Origin of the sequence: Stenotrophomonas maltophilia group sp. RY12688 (assembly GCF_052149045.1) — a bacterium.
GTDB lineage: Bacteria > Pseudomonadota > Gammaproteobacteria > Xanthomonadales > Xanthomonadaceae > Stenotrophomonas > Stenotrophomonas sepilia.
In genome coordinates, this window is the sequence record NZ_CP197389.1 from 795621 (window position 1) to 815139 (window position 19519).

Annotated in this window: 13 protein-coding genes and 4 tRNA genes; 14 read left to right on the top strand and 3 right to left on the bottom strand. The window is 65.1% G+C overall.

The genetic code is table 11. The features are described 5' to 3' along the window. Positions 1-106: 106 nt before the first annotated feature. The 3 genes from ACS0OT_RS03595 to ACS0OT_RS03605 form a co-directional block, all read right to left on the bottom strand. Entirely contained in the window at positions 107-1330 is a 1224-nt protein-coding gene (locus ACS0OT_RS03595) for an EAL domain-containing response regulator (RefSeq protein ID WP_442256040.1), read from the bottom strand. Continuing rightward, complete coding sequence (locus ACS0OT_RS03600; RefSeq protein ID WP_442256041.1) at positions 1327-4098, bottom strand: response regulator; 2772 nt, start codon at positions 4096-4098, stop codon at positions 1327-1329. The genes ACS0OT_RS03595 and ACS0OT_RS03600 overlap by 4 nt, the downstream gene beginning before the upstream one ends. Positions 4099-4260: 162 nt before the next feature. Beyond that, positions 4261-6999, bottom strand: a complete 2739-nt coding sequence (locus ACS0OT_RS03605) for a TonB-dependent receptor plug domain-containing protein (RefSeq protein WP_353089351.1) — start codon at positions 6997-6999, stop codon at positions 4261-4263. 170 nt (positions 7000-7169) lie between these two features. Between ACS0OT_RS03605 and ACS0OT_RS03610 the strand changes: the two genes are divergently transcribed. The 14 genes from ACS0OT_RS03610 to rpoB all read left to right on the top strand — a co-directional run bounded on the left by ACS0OT_RS03610 (position 7170) and on the right by rpoB (position 19471). Then, complete coding sequence (locus ACS0OT_RS03610; RefSeq protein ID WP_139726760.1) at positions 7170-8189, top strand: cyanophycinase; 1020 nt, start codon at positions 7170-7172, stop codon at positions 8187-8189. Between the two features lie 104 nt (positions 8190-8293). After that, positions 8294-9310 carry an isoaspartyl peptidase/L-asparaginase family protein gene (locus ACS0OT_RS03615; protein WP_139726761.1) on the top strand — a complete coding sequence of 339 codons (1017 nt, stop codon included), beginning with the start codon at positions 8294-8296 and terminating at the stop codon, positions 9308-9310. A 137-nt stretch (positions 9311-9447) separates the two neighbouring features. Further along, positions 9448-9533, top strand: a tRNA-Tyr gene (locus tag ACS0OT_RS03620). A gap of 24 nt (positions 9534-9557) precedes the next feature. Continuing rightward, a tRNA-Gly gene (locus ACS0OT_RS03625) sits at positions 9558-9631 on the top strand. A 49-nt stretch (positions 9632-9680) separates the two neighbouring features. Continuing rightward, a tRNA-Thr gene (locus ACS0OT_RS03630) sits at positions 9681-9756 on the top strand. A 41-nt stretch (positions 9757-9797) separates the two neighbouring features. Then, positions 9798-10988, top strand: coding sequence for an elongation factor Tu (gene tuf, locus ACS0OT_RS03635; protein ID WP_065178958.1), 1191 nt, complete (start codon positions 9798-9800; stop codon positions 10986-10988). A gap of 102 nt (positions 10989-11090) precedes the next feature. Next, a tRNA-Trp gene (locus tag ACS0OT_RS03640) sits at positions 11091-11166 on the top strand. Positions 11167-11215: 49 nt separating this feature from the next. Then, complete coding sequence (secE, locus tag ACS0OT_RS03645; RefSeq protein ID WP_004145202.1) at positions 11216-11629, top strand: preprotein translocase subunit SecE; 414 nt, start codon at positions 11216-11218, stop codon at positions 11627-11629. A gap of 10 nt (positions 11630-11639) precedes the next feature. Then, positions 11640-12200 (top strand): transcription termination/antitermination protein NusG, encoded by a 561-nt coding sequence (nusG, locus tag ACS0OT_RS03650; protein ID WP_004154362.1) that lies wholly within the window; start codon positions 11640-11642, stop codon positions 12198-12200. Between the two features lie 300 nt (positions 12201-12500). Continuing rightward, a complete protein-coding gene (gene rplK / locus ACS0OT_RS03655; protein WP_004145248.1) occupies positions 12501-12929 on the top strand; it encodes a 50S ribosomal protein L11 in 429 nt (142 codons plus the stop codon). Between the two features lie 4 nt (positions 12930-12933). Next, positions 12934-13632, top strand: a complete 699-nt coding sequence (gene rplA, locus ACS0OT_RS03660; protein ID WP_005415407.1) for a 50S ribosomal protein L1 — start codon at positions 12934-12936, stop codon at positions 13630-13632. Between the two features lie 386 nt (positions 13633-14018). Then, a complete protein-coding gene (rplJ, locus tag ACS0OT_RS03665) occupies positions 14019-14555 on the top strand; it encodes a 50S ribosomal protein L10 (protein ID WP_005408203.1) in 537 nt (178 codons plus the stop codon). A 63-nt stretch (positions 14556-14618) separates the two neighbouring features. After that, complete coding sequence (gene rplL, locus ACS0OT_RS03670) at positions 14619-14987, top strand: 50S ribosomal protein L7/L12 (RefSeq protein WP_005415408.1); 369 nt, start codon at positions 14619-14621, stop codon at positions 14985-14987. Between the two features lie 329 nt (positions 14988-15316). After that, the gene (gene rpoB, locus ACS0OT_RS03675) at positions 15317-19471 is read left to right on the top strand and encodes a DNA-directed RNA polymerase subunit beta (RefSeq protein ID WP_005415409.1); all 4155 of its coding nucleotides are present in this window, start codon (positions 15317-15319) and stop codon (positions 19469-19471) included. Positions 19472-19519: the final 48 nt, after the last annotated feature.

Sequence of the window (19519 nt, forward strand, 5' to 3'; positions counted from 1 at the left end):
ATGGGGCGGACATCGGCACCGGTGGCGGCGCGAAGTCCGCCGCTACTGCATAGACAGGATCATCAATGCCGCTTGATGTTTTTGTGAAGCCGTCGTGGAATCCGCGTCAGCGCAGGGCGGCCCGCGGTCTTTCGTCCAGTTGCGGTGCTTCCTCGTCCAGCAAACGGTTGAATTCGTCCGACGGCAGCGCCTGCGAGATCAGGAACCCCTGCACCTGGCTGCACCCCAGCTGCCGCAGTGCGGCCAGGTCGGCATCACTTTCCACGCCCTCAGCCACGATGATCAGGCCCAGCTGGTTGGCCAGTGCGATCACCGTCGACAGGGTCAGGTGCAGGGCCGGGTCACGGGCGCAGCCACTGACCAGCGCGCGGTCGATCTTGACCTCGGTGAAGGGGGTATTGACCAGGTTGTGGACCGAGCTCAGGCCCTGCCCGAAATCATCCTGGGCCAAGCCGAAGCCCTTCATGCGCAGCCGGCAGACACCGGCATAGAAGTCGCTGACGTGCCGCGTGGTGCTGTTCTCCATCAGTTCGAAGCACAACTCGCCGGGCGTCCCGCCGTGGGCCAGGGTCAGCGCCAGCAGCTCATCGGGCAGGTCCGACTGCTCCAGCAGATGAGGCGGCAGGTTGATCGACACCGGTACCCGGAAGCCCTGCTTGCGCCAACGCGCCTGTGCGCTGATGCTGGCCTTGAGCATCATCCGCAGCAGGTCGCCCTCCAGCCCGTAGCGGCAGATCGCCGGCAGGAAGCTGCCGGCGGCCAGCGTGCCCAGCTGCGGGTGGCGCCAGCGCACCAGTGCTTCGGCCGCCACCACCCGTCCGGACTGCAGTGACTTCTTGGGTTGGAACCACGCCGTCAGGCTGCCATCGGCCATCGCCTGGCGCAGCTGCGACGCATCCGGTTCGGGGACTGCCGCTGCCGCGAGTGAGGGGGCCTTGTCGGTGGCCGGGCGCGCCTGCGCCAGCGCCTCGAACAGCGCGTCCACGTCGGCGGCCGCCACCGGCTTGGGCAGCAGGCCGATCACATCCAGCCCCAGCGATTCGGCCATCAGCCGTGCCGAGGTCATCATCCGCCGCGGGGCCGCGCTGACCACGGCAAGGCGCGGCGGGCGTGGTTGCGCCGCCAGTGCCTGGATGAACTGGATGCCGTCCTGCCCGGGCATCAGCAGGTCACTGACCACCAGGTCGTAGGGCTGGCAGGCACACAGTGCGATGGCGGCATCCACGTCTTCGCAGGCATCGACCTGGACACCGGCGCGGCTGCCGAACAGATTGGCCAGGAAACCACGCTGGAAGGGCTGGTCTTCCAGGATCAGGACGCGCTGGGTCATGCGGGGTCTCCTTGGCGCAGGGTGGTGAGCGCCTTGCGCAGGCGGGCGATGTCGACGGGTTTGCTGAGGTAGCCCTGCATGCCACTGGCCAGGCAGCGCTCGCGCTCTTCGGCGGTGGCATTGGCGGTGGCGCCGATCACCGGTACCGGGTTGCCGTCATCGCGCAGCTGGCGGGCCAGCGCGTGGCCGTCCATGCGCGGCATGTTGATGTCGGTCACCACCAGATCGAAGCACTGCTCGCGGCACCGCTGCAGCGCTTCCATGCCATCCTGTGCCAGCTCCACGTCGCAGCCGAGGGTGCGCAGCTGCTCGGCCAGGATCACCCGGTTGATCGGGTTGTCCTCGACGGCCAGCACACGCAGGCCCAGAGGCATCGGTGGTGCCGTACGCGTGGCCACCGGCTGCGCTGCACGCTGGTGCTGCACGCTGGCCAGCGCCTTGCCGATCGCGGTCATGCTGTGCAGGGTCACCACCAGGCTGCCATCACCGGCAGTGATCGGCTGGTCACCGCCCTCGATCGAAGCCACCACGCGCGGGCCCGACCAGGCCAGCGGCATCCCGGCTTCGCCATCCATCAGGATCGCACCGTCATGGTCCAGCAACGCCGGGTCGCCAAGCAGGGGCTGCGCGTTGGCGCCCCAGCGACACAGCCAGCCACAGGCACTGTCGACCAGTTCGCGGTCGCGGCCGCGCACCAGGATCGGTGGTTCCGGCAGTAGTGTGGGGCCATCCTCGGCAGCGGCCAGCACCGGCAACGGCAGGCGGACGCTGAAGCTGCTGCCCAGCCCGGGTTCGCTCACCACCTGCAGCTCGCCGCTCATCAGGCGTACCAGGTGGTCGCTGATGGACAGGCCCAGGCCGGTGCCCTGCGCGCTGGCTGCGCCGCGGACCTGGCGGAACGGTTCGAACAACCGCGCCTGTTCCTCCGCAGCGATGCCCACGCCGGTATCGGTCACCTGCCAGGCCAGCACGCTCGATTCAGCTTCGCGCTGCACCTGGCGCACGCGCAATACCACCCGGCCATGCTCGGTGAACTTGATTGCATTGCTGAGCAGGTTGCCCAGCACCTGGCGGATGCGGTCGGCATCACCGAGCACCCGTGTCGGCAGGCTCGGATCGGTACAGACCAGGATCTGCAGGCCCTTGCAGGTGGCCGACGCGGCGAAGCTGCGCAGCACGCTCTCGGTCAGCTCGCGCGGCGAGAATGCCGTCGGCTCCAGGCTGAGCTGGCCTGACTCGATCTTGGAAACATCCAGCACATCGCTGATCAACTGCAGCAGGACCGACGAGGAACTCTCGATGGTGCGCAGGTACTGCGACTGCCGGGCGTCCAGCGAGGTGTGCCCCAGCAGCTCCAGCGTGCCCAGCACGCCATACAGCGGGGTGCGGATCTCATGGCTCATGGTGGCCAGGAACGCGCTCTTGGCCTGGTTGGCCGCATCGGCGGCCTGGCGTGCCGACGACAGTGCGGCCTGTGCCTGGCGGTGCCGGGAAATATCATGGAAGACGCATAGCAGCACGTCATCGCCCTGGTAGCGGCAGGCCGCGTGCAGCACCTGCAGCTGGCGCCCATCGCGGGCGGTGAATTCAAGTCCACGCCCGCGTTCGCCGGCATGTCCGCGCCATGGTGCCTGCCAGTCGCTGTGTTCGCCTTCTTCGCCGAGCCAGTCGCGCAGCAGCTGGTTGGAGAGCAGCAACGCGCGGTCGCTGCGGCGCAGGACGCAGATGCCGACCGGTGCCATGTCGATCACCGTCGAACTGAAGTCCAGGTTCTCCAGCAGGCGGCGGTGCTGCTGCAGGGCCGGCTCGATCAGCTGGAGCTCCACGCGATGCCGTATCAGGCGCAGCGCAACACCGGCCAGCAGCAGCAAGAGCACGCAGGCCAGCAGGGGCACGGCCAGGTCGCCCAGCAGCAGCTGTGGCGGCAGGTGGTAGACCAACCGCCAGCCGTCATTGCCGACACTTTTCACCAGCGCTACGCCGCGCGGCAGGCCGCCGCTCCACAACGTGCCGAAGCTGTCGTCCTGGCGCTCCCGCAGGGTCTTCCAGCCCGCACCATCCAGCCGCGGTGCCTGGCTGGACAATGCAGGCTGCCCAGCACGGTCGAGCAGCGCATAACCGCCAATGCCCTGGCCGTCGATCATGCTCGCCGCCGCCGCGCCATCGAGCAGCAGCACCAGCCACTGCGCCGGTTGGGGGCCCGCCTGTACCGGCTGCGCCAGCGCAACGCCACTGTCACCCGGCCGCAGCCAGTACACCGGGTCTGCACCCTCGAGGCTGCCGCTGCGTGCCTGCAGCGCACGCAGCGATGGCAGGTGCACCAGGTCGACGTCGACCTCGCCCCCGGCCAGCCAATGCGCGCCGTGTGCATCGATCAGCAGCAGGTGCGTCTGCAGTGCCTGCAGCGTGTGCTCAGCGCGCGCTGACAGCAGCAGCCGCTGGCCCGGCTGGCCACCGGGACCATCCAGCGGCAGCTGTCGCACGCCCTCGCTGTCTGCGGCTGGTGCATCCGGGTTGCCGGCCAGCACCGAATCACCCAGGTAGCGCAGCAGGGCTTCGCGCTGGTCGAAATAGATCTGTGCCTTGTAGGCCGCTGCATTCATCTCGCGGCGATGGGTCGAGATGTCTTCGGTGAATGCCGTGAGCAGGTAGAATCCGGCCGCGGCGGCCAGGCAGATGAAGACGCAGACGGTCAGGCAGCGCAGCAACACCGACGCGGTGGTTGATGGCACGGCCTGCTGCAGCGAAGGGCGGGGAAAGCGGAGCATGCAACGATGCTAGGGAGCGGCGCTGATGGCGCGGAATCAGCTGTTTCCTAAAATCCCCCGCTGGCCGGTCAGGCCGGAGCCTGCGCGTGGGTACCGTTCAGGCGGCGGAAAAGAGAACCCCCGCCAAAGCGGGGGTCCCCTGTATCGGCGCTGGCCAGGCACTTACAGTGCGCTGCCACCGAACTTGTGGGTGTACTGCAGGTTGATCGTGCGGCCGACACTGTCGAACCAGGACACGTCGTAGTACGGGTAAGCGGTGTACGTACGGTCCTTCGGCGGCATCTTGTTGAACACATTGACCACCGACAGCGACAGGCGCGAGTGGTCGTCGAAGCGGTACTGCAGCGAGGCGTTGTAGCGATAGGTCGCCGTCACGTACGGGCTGTCGCCGCTATCCCAGTCGAACACCTGGTCGTAGCTGTCCGAGGTCGGCAGCTTGCCCAGGCGCGAGCCGTACACCGTTGCCGACCACGCATCCTTCTCCCAGGTCACGCTCAGGCTAGTCTTGGTGCGCGGAATGTCGAAGCCACTGTTGACCGCGAACTGGTCTTCGGTGCGGTCGCCGGGGTAGCGCTGGAAATCATGCTTCTTCACCCAGGTGTGCGTGCCGTTGAAGATGAAATCGCCGATGCCCGTCTGCAGGCGATAGCGCAGGCCGACGTCGATGCCGGAGGTGGATTCGCGGGCGACGTTGATCGGCTCCACGTGCACGCCATACAGGCGTCCGTCGTTGCTGCGGGTGATGCGGGCGAGCGCGTCCACGCAGGTCGGCGAATTGATGTCGGCGCTGCCCAGGCGGCAGTTTGCTTCGTTGGCCAGGAGCGTGCGCACGTCCATGTCCTGCACCTGGTTGCGCATGTCGATGTCGAACCAGTCCACCGACAGGTCCAGGCCGATCGCCGGCGACCAGACGATGCCGGCGCTCCACGAGGTGCTGGTTTCCGGGTCGAGCTGGCGGTTGCCGGTGCGACTGCGGATCAGGTTGCGCTCGTAATCGGAACAGTCGCTGGCTTCCTCAAGGCGGCAGGTGTACAGATCCTCGGCGCTGGTCTCGTCGTTGCCCGGTCCGGCAAACACATAGTGCAGGTCCGGTGCACGGAATGCGGTGCCGTAGGAGCCGCGCACCAGCAGGGTATCGATCGGGCGCCATTCCAGGCCGCCGCTCCAGGTCGCCTTGCCGATGCTGTGTCCGGAATAGCGGTACTGGTCGTAGCGGCCCGCCATGCTCAGGTTGACCGTGTCGTGCAGCGGCATGCGCAGCTCCGCAGCCGCCGCCCAGCGGTTGCGCGAACCCTTGCCGTCCGAATCCTTCCAGCTGTAGTAGTAGTACCCGGTCGCCAGCGGATCGGGGTTCAGCGAATAGGCCTGCTGGCCCACTTCCACGGTCGCGGCAAACCCGGCGTCGCCCCCCGGCAGAGCGAACAGGGCCGAGTTGGTCAGGGTGAAGGCGGCAGTCTCCGTGCGCGACTTCGGAGTGTAGGTGGTACGCGCGGCGATCGAGTCGTACTCGGCGCGGGTCAGTGGACGGTACAGCCGTGACGGATCGGCGTTGTAGACCGGGAAACCGTCGTCATCCACGCCCAGCTGCGGGCCGAGGAACAGGTCGTTGGCCTTGGCGGCAATGATCTGTGCCCAGCTGATGCGCGACTGGTACTGCGAATGGCTCAACGCCGCTTCGTAATCCCAGTTGCCAATCAGGTTGCCCTTGAAGCCGGTGGTCACGCTGAAGGTCTTCTGCGTGCTGCGCACCATGGCGTTGCGCAGGCCACCCATTTCCTCGGGCGAGAACTGGCGCTGCCAGAACTCGATCTCGCCAGTGGCTTCGTTGTTGAAGTAGCCCGACTCATCACCGTTGGCATCCATGCGGCCCCACTGGGTGACGTCGCGCATCAGCGACATCGTGTGGTAGCCGAGCTGCGCGTCGGCGAACCACTGCTGGCCATTGTCGAAGTCGTAGCTCAGCGACGCGTAGCCGTTGGCACCGCGGCGCTTGCTGAGGATGGTGCCGTAGCCGATCGAGCTGTCGCTGCCGCAGTAGTAGCCATACTTCGGGCGGTAGGCACGATAGGTGCTGCCTTGGTTCTGGCCGGACAGCGCTTCGCAGGTGGCGGCGCCCGGGTCCAGGTAGTCATCGTTGTAGTCGGTGCGCAGATATGCACGGCGCGCGATGCGCGAACCCTCGGTGGGGCCATCCCGGGTCGAGTCCTGGATGTCACGGTCATAGGCCCACAGCGGGGTCTGCGACTGCAGCTCGACGCTGTACACGGCGTTGAAGTTGCCACGGCTGAAACCGCTGGCCAGGCTCATGTCGAACGACTCGCCGCCGCCTTCGGTGGTGGTGCCCATGCGCATGTCGATGGTGGTGCCGTCGGCCTTCTTCTTCAGGATGAAGTTGACCACGCCGGCGATCGCGTCCGAGCCGTAGATGGCCGAGGCGCTGCCGGTCAGCACTTCGATGCGCTCGATCATGCCCAGCGGGATGTTGGAGACATCGGTGAAGTTGCTGCGGCCCTTGAACGGCATCGGGAAATCGGCAATACGCCGACCATTGACCAGCACCAGCGTGTGGTTCGGGCCCAGGCCGCGCAGGTCCACCTGCTGGGCGCCCGGCGAGAAGTCGGCGCCACTGGAAGACTGCTGGCTCTGCGTCTCACCGCCGTTCTGGGTCATTGCACGCAGCACGTCCGGCACGGTGGTGAAGCCACTGGAGCGGATCTGCTCGGCATTGATCACCGTGATCGGAGCGGGGCCTTCCACCTGGGCGCGCGGAATGCGCGAGCCGGTGACCTGCACCGCGTCCAGTTGTTGCACCGAAGAGGAAGCCGGTGCCTGGGCCGCCGCGGAAGCAGCCACGCCCATCAACGCCAGCTGGATCGACCACGCCATCGCCTGTCTACGCATGAGGAATTCTCGGAAATGAAGCCGGCCCGCAGAGGAGGGGCCCTGTCCCCCATTCAGACTTCCGGAATGGGCGCGCGCATTTAACGCCTTTTTCATGTCCTTGACTACTGGGCCCCTATCTGGCAAAGAGTGAAAACGCTTGCAAGTCGATTTTGTTCAGGGAGATCAAGATGCGACGCCTCGACCGGATCCTGCCTGGCCCCTTCGCCTGGCTGGCGCTGCTGGTGCTGGCCTGGCCATTGGCCACGCCCGCGCAGGACCTGCAGGGCCCCGGCTTCGCCTATTACGAAATCGGCGATCTGGAATCCCCGCGTCCCGGTCCGCGCGCGCCCGCCATGATGCTGATGGGCGGTGGCGAGTGGGTGCCGGAGGCCTTCCAGTGGTGGCTGAAGCAGGCCGGCAATGGCCGTGTGCTGATTCTGCGCGCCTCCGGTGGCGACGAACTGCAGGACCGCCTGTACCGCGAGATCGGCGGCACTACCGCAGTGCAGACCCTGGTCTTCGACAGCCGCCGCGGTGCCGATGATCCGGCGGTGCTGCGCGTGGTCGCGGCGGCCGATGCCATCTTCATTGCCGGCGGCGACCAGTCCCGCTATATCCGCTTCTGGAAGGGCACCGCACTCAACCGTGCACTCAACGCCCATGTGCGCGCCGGCAAGCCGCTTGCCGGTACCAGCGCTGGCCTGGCCATCCTCGGCGGCTATGCCTATGGCGCCATGGATGGCGGCAGCATCACCTCGGCCGGTGCGCTGGCCGACCCGATGGGCAGTGCCGTGACCCTGGACAGCGGCTTCCTGCAGATGCCCTACCTGCAGCGCGTGGTCACCGACACCCATTTCGACAAGCGTGACCGGCTCGGTCGCCTGATCGTGTTCGTGGCACGTGCCGCCCAGGACAGCGGCGACCCTGACATCGTCGGCATCGGCGTCGATGAGGACACCGCCCTGTGCGTTGAGCCCGATGGCCGGGCCCAGGTCTACAGCGCAGATGGCGAAGGCAAGGTCTGGGTGGTCAGCCCCGGCCGCGACGCCGACCGCCTGGTGGAGGGCGAGCCGCTGCGCTTCCATGCGGTGCCGGTGACGGTGGTCGCCAGCGGCAGCCGCATGCGGCTGGATGATTTCCAGGCCGAGGCCGATTACCAGGCCGTGGCCGACGTCAGCGACGGCGAGATTGAGTTCACGCTTCGGTAGTACCGGCCGCTGGCCGGCAACCCACCTTCCTGATGCGACCGGTGCCGGCCAGCGGCCGGCACTGCCGGTGCAATCCATTCACTACACCTGCTGGAGATTACCCGATGAAACTGCGCCTGGTGCTGTCCGCGCTGCTGTCCCTGCCGTTGCTTGCCCAGGCCGCCCCGGCCGCCTCGCCGTTGCTGGTCATCCACGGCGGCGCCGGTGTCGAGCGCAAGGACCTGTCGCCGGCTGAAGAGAAGGCTGCGCGCGACGCGTTGCGCGCGGCGCTGCTGAAGGGCCATGCCGAACTGGCGGCCGGTCGCCCGGCGCTTGCAGCCGTCACTGCGGCAATCACCGTGCTGGAGGACGATCCGACCTTCAACGCCGGCAAGGGCGCGGTGTTCACCCATGACGGCCACAACGAACTGGATGCCGCAGTGATGGATGGCGCCACCCTGGCTGCAGGTGCGGTGGCCGGCGTGCAGCGGGTGCGCAACCCGATCCTGCTGGCCCAGGCCGTGATGCAGAAGTCCAGGCACGTGATGATGGTCGGGCAGGGTGCCGAGGCATTCGCGGTGGAGCAGGGCATCGGCCTTGTCGATCCATCCTACTTCCGTACCGACAAGCGCTGGCAGCAACTGCAGCGCGCATTGAAGGAAGAGGCCAGTGGCCAGGCGCACGCCGACCTGGAGACCGCAAGGCACTTCGGCACGGTGGGCGCGGTTGCCTTGGATGCGCAGGGGCAGCTTGCCGCCGGCACCTCCACCGGTGGCATGACCAACAAGCGCTATGGCCGTGTGGGTGATTCGCCGATCATCGGCGCCGGTACCTGGGCCGACGCGGGCTGCGCGGTATCGGGCACCGGCTGGGGCGAGTACTACATCCGGACTGCGGCCGCGCACGAGATCTGTGCGCGCATGCGCTACCAGCGGCAGACGCCGGAGCAGGCCGGCAGGGGCGTGATCAACGAGATGATTCCGAAGATGGGCGGCGACGGCGGCGCGATCGTGCTTGCCGCAGACGGAAAAATGGCCATGCCGTTCAACACCCGGGGCATGTATCGGGGCTGGATCGGCGCCGATGGCGTCCCCCATGTCGCAATTTTCGCCAGCGAGACCCTGTCGGTCCCTGGGCAATAACCTTGCGTATCAATGGGTTTGCGACAACGTGTGAAAAAGATGGAAAAAAGCGTTGACAGCCCCCCGCCTGATCAGCAGAATAAGCGGCTCACCACCACACACCGCAACGCTTCGGCGGCAACGGGTTGGGGTGGTAAGGAGGGATACCCAAGCGGCCAACGGGGGCAGACTGTAAATCTGCTGGCTTACGCCTTCGGTGGTTCGAATCCACCTCCCTCCACCAGTTTCACGTTGTGACATTCCCGGCGCGGGAGTAGTTCAATGGTAGAACCTCAGCCTTCCAAGCTGATGGTGCGGGTTCGATTCCCGTCTCCCGCTCCATTGAATGAACTTTGAATATTATCGAGTTCATGTCATAATGCAAAACTCGGCTCACGTAGCTCAGTCGGTAGAGCACTTCCTTGGTAAGGAAGAGGTCGAAGGTTCGATTCCTTTCGTGAGCACCATCTTAAGCATCACCTCTCAGACGAATTCGAGATAAGCAGCCATGGCCAAGGGTAAGTTCGAGCGCACCAAGCCGCACGTCAACGTCGGCACCATCGGTCACGTCGACCACGGCAAGACCACGCTGACCGCCGCACTGACCAAGATCGGTGCCGAGCGCTTCGGTGGCGAGTTCAAGGACTACTCCTCGATCGACGCCGCGCCGGAAGAAAAGGCGCGTGGCATCACGATCTCGACCGCGCACGTCGAATACGAATCCCCGACCCGTCACTACGCCCACGTTGACTGCCCGGGCCACGCTGACTACGTCAAGAACATGATCACCGGTGCCGCCCAGATGGACGGCGCGATCCTGGTGTGCTCGGCCGCTGACGGCCCGATGCCGCAGACCCGTGAGCACATCCTGCTGTCGCGCCAGGTCGGCGTGCCGTACATCGTCGTGTTCCTGAACAAGGCCGACATGGTGGACGACGCCGAGCTGCTCGAGCTGGTCGAGATGGAAGTGCGCGAGCTGCTGAGCAAGTACGAGTTCCCGGGCGACGACACCCCGATCATCGCCGGTTCGGCCCGTCTGGCGCTGGAAGGCGACCAGAGCGACATCGGCGTGCCGGCCATCCTGAAGCTGGTCGACGCGCTGGACAGCTGGATTCCGGAGCCGGAGCGTGCGATCGACAAGCCGTTCCTGATGCCGGTGGAAGACGTGTTCTCGATCTCGGGCCGCGGCACCGTGGTGACCGGTCGTATCGAGCGCGGCGTGATCAAGGTTGGCGACGAAATCGAAATCGTCGGCATCCGTCCGGTGCAGAAGACCACCGTGACCGGCGTTGAAATGTTCCGCAAGCTGCTGGACCAGGGTCAGGCAGGCGACAACGCTGGCCTGCTGCTGCGCGGCACCAAGCGTGACGACGTCGAGCGTGGCCAGGTGCTGGCCAAGCCGGGCACGATCAAGCCGCACACCAAGTTCGAAGGCGAAGTGTACGTGCTGTCGAAGGACGAGGGCGGCCGCCACACCCCGTTCTTCAACGGCTACCGTCCGCAGTTCTACTTCCGCACCACCGACATCACCGGCGCCGCCAAGCTGCCGGAAGGCGTCGAAATGGTGATGCCGGGTGACAACGTCAAGATGGAAGTCACCCTGATCAACCCGGTGGCCATGGACGAAGGTCTGCGCTTCGCCATCCGCGAAGGCGGCCGTACCGTCGGCGCCGGCGTGGTCTCGAAGATCATCGAGTAAGCCTGCAGTACCGGTGGTTGCATAGCGCCGCCGGTTACGCGAATGGCGGGCCGGGAACCTCGGTCCGCCTTCGCCGTCTAAGGGAAGGCAAGTTTTCAACGTACGCCAGTAGCTCAATTGGCAGAGCAGCGGTCTCCAAAACCGCAGGTTGGGGGTTCGAGTCCCTCCTGGCGTGCCATCTGCCCACCTTATCCAGCGGCCTGGCCCGCTAAAGCAGACACAGCCGGATGAATAGCAAGATCGAACACTCCAAGGACAACTCCGCCAACGGTGGAGATATCGTCAAGTATGTCGCCGCATCGCTGCTGGTGCTGGCCGGTCTGTTCGTCTGGTTCTGGTTCTCCGCGGACTCCGGTCGCGCCGCCCAGCTGGGTGCGTGGGCGGGTCAGTTGCGTGCATTGGCGGTCGTGGTCGGTCTGGTTGGCGGTATCGGCGTGTTCATGCTGACCGGCAAGGGGCGCGACACCCGCGAATTCCTCTCCGAGTCGCGCTTCGAACTGCGCAAGGTGGTCTGGCCGACGCGCCAGGAAGCCGTCCGCATGACCTGGGTCGTGATCGTCGTGGTGCTCATCCTCAGCCTGCTGCTGGGTGGCTTCGACTTCCTGATCCAGAAACTGACTCAGTGGTTCCTGAGCCGCTAAGGAGAATTGCATGAAGCGTTGGTACGTCGTTCACGCCTATTCGGGCTTCGAGAAGTCGGTGGCGCAGGCTCTGCGCGATCGCATCGTCCGTGATGGCATGGAAGAGCGCTTCGGCGACGTCCTGGTCCCGACCGAGGAAGTGGTCGAGATGCGCGCCGGCCAGAAGCGCCGTTCCGAGCGCAAGTTCTTCCCGGGTTACGTGCTGGTCCAGATCGAGACCCACGAGGAAGCCGGCATTCCGCGCATCGACAACGAAAGCTGGCATCTGGTCAAGGAAACCCCGCGGGTCATGGGCTTCATCGGCGGCACCGCTGATCGCCCGCTGCCGATCGCCGATTCCGAGGCCGAGGCCATCCTGAATCGCGTTCAGGAGGGTGTCGAGAAGCCGCGTCCGAAGGTGCTGTTCGAGCCGGGCCAGATGGTTCGCGTCACCGACGGTCCGTTCAACGATTTCAATGGCGTCGTCGAAGAAGTCAACTACGAGAAGAGCCGTCTGCGCGTCTCGGTGCTGATCTTCGGTCGTGCCACTCCGGTCGAGCTCGAGTTCGGCCAGGTCGAAAAGGCCGTCTGACCTGTGCTGTCGAGTCGAGCCATGCTCGGCTCCGGGGTATGGACGGTGCGGTAGTCGGGCAAGGCTCGACTCTCCAAAGGGAACCGGGCCTGGCCCGGTTCCGTTCGTTTACCTGCTGCTTCAGGCATGTGAAGAAAAAAACCTGTTATAGTGCGCGGCTCCCCGCTGGGAAAGCCAGCAGGACGAGGCCGCCGCAAGGTGGCCTTCAGCATGATTTCAAAACGCGATGCCGGGACGCGTGATTCCCGGTCCGATGGGGAGCCTGTTGTCGAAAGGCGCTAGCACCCGGAGAGCACTCACATGGCAAAGAAAGTTGTCGGTTACATCAAGCTGCAGGTGAAGGCCGGTCAGGCCAACCCCTCGCCGCCGGTCGGTCCTGCGCTGGGTCAGCGTGGCCTGAACATCATGGAATTCTGCAAGGCGTTCAACGCTGCCACGCAGAAGCTCGAGCCGGGTCTGCCGGTTCCGGTGATCATCACGGCCTACTCGGACCGTACGTTCACCTTCATCACCAAGAGCACCCCGGCTACCACCCTGCTGAAGAAGGCCGCTGGCATCTCGTCGGGCTCCAAGCGCCCGAACACCGAGAAGGTCGGCAAGGTCACCCGTAAGCAGCTGGAAGAGATCGCCAAGGCGAAGGAACCGGATCTGACTGCCGCCGACCTGGACGCCGCCGTGCGTACCATCGCTGGCTCTGCCCGTTCCATGGGCCTCGTGGTGGAGGGTTAATAAGATGGCACAGACCAAGCGTGAGAAGGCCATCAAGGCCGCCGTCGTTCCGGGCAAGGCATACGCCTTCGAGGACGCGATCAACATCCTGAAGACCGCCACCAAGGCCAAGTTCGTCGAGTCGATCGACGTCGCCGTGCGCCTGGGCGTCGATGCGAAGAAGTCCGACCAGCAGGTCCGTGGCTCCACCGTGCTGCCGGCCGGTACCGGCAAGTCGGTCCGCGTCGCCGTGTTCGCTCCGGCCGGTGCCAAGGCTGACGAAGCCCTGGCTGCTGGCGCCGACGCCGTCGGTATGGATGACCTGGCCGAGAAGATGCAGGCCGGCGATCTGAACTACGATGTCGTCATCGCGACCCCGGACGCCATGCGCGTCGTCGGTAAGCTGGGCACCGTGCTGGGCCCGCGCGGCCTGATGCCGAACCCGAAGGTCGGCACCGTTTCCCCGAACCCGGGTGAAGCCGTGAAGAACGCCAAGTCGGGTCAGGTCCGTTACCGCACCGACAAGGCCGGCATCATCCACTGCACCATCGGCAAGGCCGACTTCGCCGAAGACGCGCTGAAGTCGAACCTGACCGCGCTGCTGCTGGACCTGATCAAGGCCAAGCCGGCCACCTCGAAGGGCACCTACCTGCAGAAGGTTTCGGTCAGCTCGACGATGGGCCCGGGCGTCACCGTCGACCAGTCGTCGCTGACCCTGAAGTAATTGTTTCAAGCGGTCACGGTGCCCCGGGTGCCGTGACCGTGACATTTGAAGGCATCGCTGGCAGTGCATCGCCCGCGGTAGCCGTCAAAGACCGCAGGCGCGGTCGTGGCAATACCGGCGACGGGCATGGAAGCTCGATCTGGCAAGGAGTCGCCGCCGGAGCAGTCAGGAGCGCTTAATCGATTCCCCGGAATCACCCTGCGTAGATGGTGCCCTTCTGGAGTTTTTCTGGTTCACGCACGTCTGGGTTTCCCAGGTTGGCCCACTCCAGGTCTAGAACGGCCCACCCCCGGAACATCATCCCGATGTTCCCGGCGTCCAGGATGGATGCCGCACAGGACCGCACACGGCAGGAGCCGTAAGCGGAGTTCAATAGGAGGAGTGCAATGGCTCTCAATCTGTCCCAGAAGCAAGAAGTAGTCGCCGAGCTGGCAGACGTCGCCGCCAAGGCCCACTCCTTGATCGCAGCCGAATACGCTGGCACCACGGTCGCCCAGATGACCGCGATGCGCAAGCAGGCTCGTGAAACCGGTGTTTTCTTGAAGGTTGTCAAGAACACCCTGGCTTCGCGCGCCGTTGAAGGCACCGAGTTCGCAGTCGCCCAGGACCAGATGGTTGGTCCGCTGCTGTACGCGTTCTCGCTCGAGGAGCCCGGCGCTGCCGGTCGCCTGATCAAGGAAGCCGCCAAGGGCAACGACAAGCTGAAGGCTAAGGTCGTCGCCATCGGTGGTGAAGTGTTCCCGGCGAGCCACGTCGACGTGCTGGCATCGCTGCCGACCCGCGACCAGGCCCTGGCCATGCTGGCCCGCGTCCTGACCGAGCCGGTCACGATGTTTGCCCGCGCCATCAAGGCCGTTGGCGAGAAGCAGGGGGGTGGCGATGTCGCCGCTGACGCTGCCGAGCCGGCCGCCGAGACCGCCTGAGTTTCGACTTACCGTGGTTCCTGACGGAACCTCAATCCAGAAAATCATCCAAAGGTATTAATCATGTCCCTTACCAACGAACAGATCGTCGACGCCATCGCCGAGAAGTCCCTGATGGAAGTGATGGAGCTGGTCAAGGCCATCGAAGAGAAGTTCGGCGTCTCCGCCGCTGCTCCGGTTGCCGTGGCTGCTGCCGCTGGCCCGGCTGCTGCTGTTGAAGAGCAGACCGAATTCGTCGTCACCCTGAAGACTGCCGGCGAGAAGAAGGTCGAAGTCATCAAGGCCGTCCGCGCCATCACCGGCCTGGGCCTGAAGGAAGCGAAGGACCTGGCCGAAGCCGGCGGCGTCCTGAAGGACAACGCTTCGAAGGAAGAAGCCGAGAAGATGAAGAAGGACCTGGAAGCTGCTGGCGCGACTGTCGAAGTCAAGTAAGCAGTTACCTTGCATCGTCACCGATTCGCGGCGATGCAGCCAAGGCTGGGGGCGTAAGCCCCCGGCCTTTGGTCGTTGTTGCGGTGTTGTAGATCCGCGCCATGCGTGGATGTGAAAAAAAGCAGGAAAAAGCCCAACACGGGCTGCAGTCAAACCCCGGCAGGCCAGCGCCGAGCGCGGCAGCGGGGGAGTGGTAGCAGACGAGTTGGCAGTTGGAAGTAGCGGGAGAAGGCGTGCTGGTGCCGGCAATACCAGCGACTTCCAACTGACAATTTCAAGTTCCCTTCGGATCGTGGGCGCACGATCCGCACAACAAGGTGGAAGACCTCATGACGTCCTATTCGTTCACCGAAAAAAAGCGTATCCGCAAGGATTTCGGCAAGCAGCGCTCGATTCTCGAAGTGCCGTTCCTGCTCGCCATCCAGGTGGATTCCTATCGTGAATTCCTGCAGGAAAACGTCGATCCGGCCAAGCGCACGGACCACGGCCTGCACGCTGCGCTGAAGTCGGTCTTCCCGATCGCCAGCTACAGCGGCAACGCTGCCCTGGAATACGTCGGCTACAAGCTGGGCGAACCGGTCTTCGACGAGCGTGAGTGCCGCCAGCGCGGCATGAGCTACGGCGCCCCGCTGCGCGTGACCGTGCGCCTGGTGATCTACGACCGTGAGTCGTCGACAAAGGCCATCAAGTACGTGAAGGAGCAGGAGGTCTATCTGGGCGAAATCCCGCTGATGACCGAGAACGGCACCTTCATCGTCAACGGCACCGAGCGCGTCATCGTCTCCCAGCTGCACCGCTCGCCGGGCGTGTTCTTCGACCACGACCGTGGCAAGACCCACAGCTCGGGCAAGCTGCTGTACAGCGCCCGCATCATTCCCTACCGCGGCTCCTGGCTGGACTTCGAGTTCGACCCGAAGGACGCGCTGTTCACCCGTATCGACCGCCGCCGCAAGCTGCCGGTGTCGATCCTGCTGCGCGCGCTCGGCTACAGCAACGAAGAGATGCTGGCCGAGTTCTTCGAGATCAACACCTTCCACATCAACCCGGATGAAGGCGTCCAGCTGGAGCTGGTGCCGGAGCGCCTGCGTGGCGAGACCCTGGGCTTCGACCTCGCCGACGGCGACAAGGTCATCGTGGAAGCCGGCAAGCGCATCACCGCGCGTCACATCAAGCAGCTGGAAGCCTCGGGCATTGCCGCCCTGGCCGTGCCGGACGACTACATCGTCGGCCGCATCCTGTCGCACGACGTGGTCGATGCCTCGACCGGCGAACTGCTGGCCCAGGCCAACGACGAGATCACGGACGAGCAGCTGCAGGCCTTCCGCAAGGCCGGTGTGGATGCCGTGGGCACCCTGTGGGTGAACGACCTGGATCGTGGCCCGTACCTGTCCAACACCCTGCGTATCGACCCGACCAAGACCCAGCTGGAAGCCCTGGTCGAGATCTACCGCATGATGCGTCCGGGCGAGCCGCCGACCAAGGATGCCGCGCAGAACCTGTTCCACAACCTGTTCTTCACCTTCGAGCGCTACGACCTGTCCGCGGTCGGCCGCATGAAGTTCAACCGTCGCGTGGGCCGCAAGGAAACCACCGGCGAAGCCGTGCTGTACGACAGCAAGTACTTCGGCGAGCGCAACGACGAAGAGTCCAAGCGCCTGGTCGCTGCCCACGGCGAAAGCTCCGACATCCTGGACGTGATCAAGGTCCTGACCGAGATCCGCAACGGTCGCGGCGTGGTCGACGACATCGATCACCTGGGCAACCGTCGCGTGCGTTCGGTCGGCGAAATGGCCGAGAACGTGTTCCGCGTCGGCCTGGTCCGCGTCGAGCGTGCGGTCAAGGAGCGCCTGTCGATGGCCGAGTCGGAAGGCCTGACCCCGCAGGAACTGATCAACGCCAAGCCGGTCGCCGCTGCCATCAAGGAGTTCTTCGGCTCCTCGCAGCTGTCGCAGTTCATGGACCAGAACAACCCGCTGTCGGAAGTGACCCACAAGCGTCGCGTCTCGGCCCTGGGCCCGGGCGGCCTGACCCGTGAGCGCGCCGGCTTCGAAGTGCGCGACGTGCACCCGACCCATTACGGCCGCGTCTGCACCATCGAAACCCCGGAAGGCCCGAACATCGGCCTGATCAACTCGCTGGCCGTGTACGCCCGCACCAACAAGTACGGTTTCCTCGAGACCCCGTACCGCAAGGTCGTGGACGGCAAGGTCTATGACGAAGTCGAGTTCCTGTCGGCCATTGAAGAGAACGAGTACGTCATTGCGCAGGCCAACGCGCTGACCGACGCCAAGGGCACCCTGACCGAGCAGTTCGTTCCGTGCCGCTTCCAGGGCGAATCGCTGCTGAAGCCGCCGGCGGAAGTCCACTTCATGGACGTTTCGCCGATGCAGACCGTCTCTATCGCGGCCGCGCTGGTTCCGTTCCTGGAGCACGATGACGCGAACCGCGCACTGATGGGCGCCAACATGCAGCGTCAGGCCGTGCCGACCCTGCGTTCGCAGAAGCCGCTGGTCGGCACCGGCATCGAGCGCGCCGTGGCGCGTGACTCGGGTGTGACCGTGAACGCCCGTCGTGGTGGTGAGATCGTGCAGATCGACGCGGCCCGCATCGTGGTCAAGGTCAACGAGGAAGAGATCGTTGGCGCCACCGACGCCGGCGTGGACATCTACAACCTGGTCAAGTACACCCGGTCGAACCAGAACACCTGCATCAACCAGCGTCCGCTGGTCCAGGTGGGTGACGTCATCGCCCGCGGCGACGTGCTGGCCGACGGTCCGTCCACCGACATCGGCGAGCTGGCCCTGGGCCAGAACATGCTGATCGCGTTCATGCCGTGGAACGGCTACAACTTCGAAGACTCCATCCTGCTCTCCGAGCGCGTGGTGGAAGAGGATCGCTACACCACGATCCACATCGAAGAGCTGACCTGCGTCGCGCGTGACACCAAGCTGGGGCCGGAGGAAATCTCCGCCGACATCCCGAACGTCTCCGAGCAGGCGCTGAACCGCCTGGACGAGAGCGGCGTGGTGTACATCGGTGCAGAAGTGCGCGCTGGCGACATCCTGGTCGGCAAGGTCACCCCGAAGGGCGAAAGCCAGCTGACCCCGGAAGAGAAGCTGCTGCGCGCGATCTTCGGCGAGAAGGCTTCGGACGTTAAGGACAGCTCGCTGCGCGTTCCGCCGGGCATGGACGGCACCGTCATCGACGTGCAGGTCTTCACCCGCGACGGCATCGAGAAGGACAAGCGCGCGCGCCAGATCGAAGAGTCCGAAATCAAGCGCGTCAAGAAGGACTTCGATGACCAGTTCCGCATCCTGGAAGCGGCCATCTACATGCGTCTGCGTTCGCAGATCGTGGGCAAGGTGGTCAATGGTGGTGCTGGCCTGAAGAAGGGTGACGTGATCACCGACGCCTTCCTCGACGGCCTGAAGAAGTCTGACTGGTTCGCCCTGCGCATGAAGGACGAGGACGCCTCGGAAGCCATCGAGCGCGCCCAGAAGCAGATCCAGGCGCACGAGAAGGAATTCGAGCGTCGCTTCGCCGACAAGCGCGGCAAGATCACCGCGGGCGACGACCTCGCCCCGGGCGTGCTGAAGATGGTCAAGGTGTTCCTGGCGGTGAAGCGCCGCATCCAGCCGGGTGACAAGATGGCAGGCCGCCACGGCAACAAGGGTGTGGTGTCCAACGTGGTGCCGGTCGAGGACATGCCGTACATGGCCTCGGGCGAGACCGTGGACATCGTGCTGAACCCGCTGGGCGTGCCGTCGCGTATGAACATCGGCCAGATCCTGGAAGTGCACCTGGGCTGGGCCGCCAAGGGTCTGGGTCGCAAGATCCAGGCGATGCTGGAAGCCCAGGCGGCGGTCGCCGACCTGCGCAAGTTCCTGGACGACATCTACAACCACGACGACACCAACGTGGCCAACCGTGTCGACCTGTCGCAGTTCAGCGACGAGGAGCTGCTGCGCCTGGCCCGCAACCTGACCGACGGCGTGCCGATGGCCACCCCGGTGTTCGACGGCGCCACCGAAGCGGAAATCAAGCGCATGCTGGAACTGGCCGACCTGCCGAGCAGTGGCCAGACCCAGCTGTACGACGGCCGCACCGGTGAAGCCTTCGACCGCCATACCACCGTCGGTTACATGCACTACCTGAAGCTGAACCACCTGGTCGACGACAAGATGCACGCCCGTTCGACCGGTCCGTACTCGCTCGTCACCCAGCAGCCGCTGGGCGGCAAGGCGCAGTTCGGCGGCCAGCGCTTCGGTGAAATGGAAGTCTGGGCGCTGGAAGCCTACGGCGCGGCCTACACCCTGCAGGAAATGCTGACGGTGAAGTCCGATGACGTGCAGGGCCGCAACCAGATGTACAAGAACATCGTCGACGGCGAGCACGAGATGGTCGCGGGCATGCCGGAATCCTTCAACGTGCTCGTGAAGGAAATCCGCTCGCTGGCCATCAACATGGAACTGGAAGACAACTGATCCATGCCGGCGCGGCGGTCCGCCGCCGCGCCGCTGGCAGTGAACTGA

Bases quoted from the DNA above. Each gene is read 5' to 3' on its own strand.
- ACS0OT_RS03595 (WP_442256040.1), bottom strand. From the start codon at position 1,330: ATGACCCAGCGCGTCCTGATCCTGGAAGACCAGCCCTTCCAGCGTGGT.
- ACS0OT_RS03600 (WP_442256041.1), bottom strand. From the start codon at position 4,098: ATGCTCCGCTTTCCCCGCCCTTCGCTGCAGCAGGCCGTGCCATCAACC.
- ACS0OT_RS03605 (WP_353089351.1), bottom strand. From the start codon at position 6,999: ATGCGTAGACAGGCGATGGCGTGGTCGATCCAGCTGGCGTTGATGGGC.
- ACS0OT_RS03610 (WP_139726760.1), top strand. From the start codon at position 7,170: ATGCGACGCCTCGACCGGATCCTGCCTGGCCCCTTCGCCTGGCTGGCG.
- ACS0OT_RS03615 (WP_139726761.1), top strand. From the start codon at position 8,294: ATGAAACTGCGCCTGGTGCTGTCCGCGCTGCTGTCCCTGCCGTTGCTT.
- tuf (WP_065178958.1), top strand. From the start codon at position 9,798: ATGGCCAAGGGTAAGTTCGAGCGCACCAAGCCGCACGTCAACGTCGGC.
- secE (WP_004145202.1), top strand. From the start codon at position 11,216: ATGAATAGCAAGATCGAACACTCCAAGGACAACTCCGCCAACGGTGGA.
- nusG (WP_004154362.1), top strand. From the start codon at position 11,640: ATGAAGCGTTGGTACGTCGTTCACGCCTATTCGGGCTTCGAGAAGTCG.
- rplK (WP_004145248.1), top strand. From the start codon at position 12,501: ATGGCAAAGAAAGTTGTCGGTTACATCAAGCTGCAGGTGAAGGCCGGT.
- rplA (WP_005415407.1), top strand. From the start codon at position 12,934: ATGGCACAGACCAAGCGTGAGAAGGCCATCAAGGCCGCCGTCGTTCCG.
- rplJ (WP_005408203.1), top strand. From the start codon at position 14,019: ATGGCTCTCAATCTGTCCCAGAAGCAAGAAGTAGTCGCCGAGCTGGCA.
- rplL (WP_005415408.1), top strand. From the start codon at position 14,619: ATGTCCCTTACCAACGAACAGATCGTCGACGCCATCGCCGAGAAGTCC.
- rpoB (WP_005415409.1), top strand. From the start codon at position 15,317: ATGACGTCCTATTCGTTCACCGAAAAAAAGCGTATCCGCAAGGATTTC.